This window comes from Frankia sp. Mgl5 (genome assembly GCF_023242985.1).
GTDB classification, from domain to species: Bacteria; Actinomycetota; Actinomycetes; order Frankiales; family Frankiaceae; genus Parafrankia; species Parafrankia soli.
Window position 1 is genome coordinate 1 of sequence record NZ_JALKFY010000532.1, and the last position, 356, is coordinate 356.

1 pseudogene is annotated in these 356 nt (G+C 57.6%); it reads right to left on the bottom strand.

The annotated features are described in order from the left end of the window. Positions 1-356, bottom strand: a pseudogene (locus MXD62_RS10485) (O-sialoglycoprotein endopeptidase); the annotation flags it as partial.

The window sequence follows — 356 nt, forward strand, 5'->3', positions numbered from 1 at the left end:
GTTCTGTAGCTCTGGCGATTTCAGTTTGCGCGATGTCTCCCTGCTTGATCGCGCGCAGCAGGGAAGCTTCCGGCCCTGAAAAGCTGAACGATACTCCATCGACCGCGGAGGGAATGCGAAAGCTGCCCGTTGCTTCACGAGCCAATTCTTCCAAGGCAGGACCCGCGGGAAAAGAGAGCCCCATGGCGACGCCGACGCGATCCACCAATTGACCGGCGTGGAGATCGATCGTACCGCCGATTTTTTCAATCTCGTAGCCTGTTTCATGGCGCGTGCAAAGCAGCACCTCGCTTGTCCCTCCCGAAAGATGGACAGCGATAAAACGATTTTCGCTGGGTCGATGCTCTGCCGTGTGC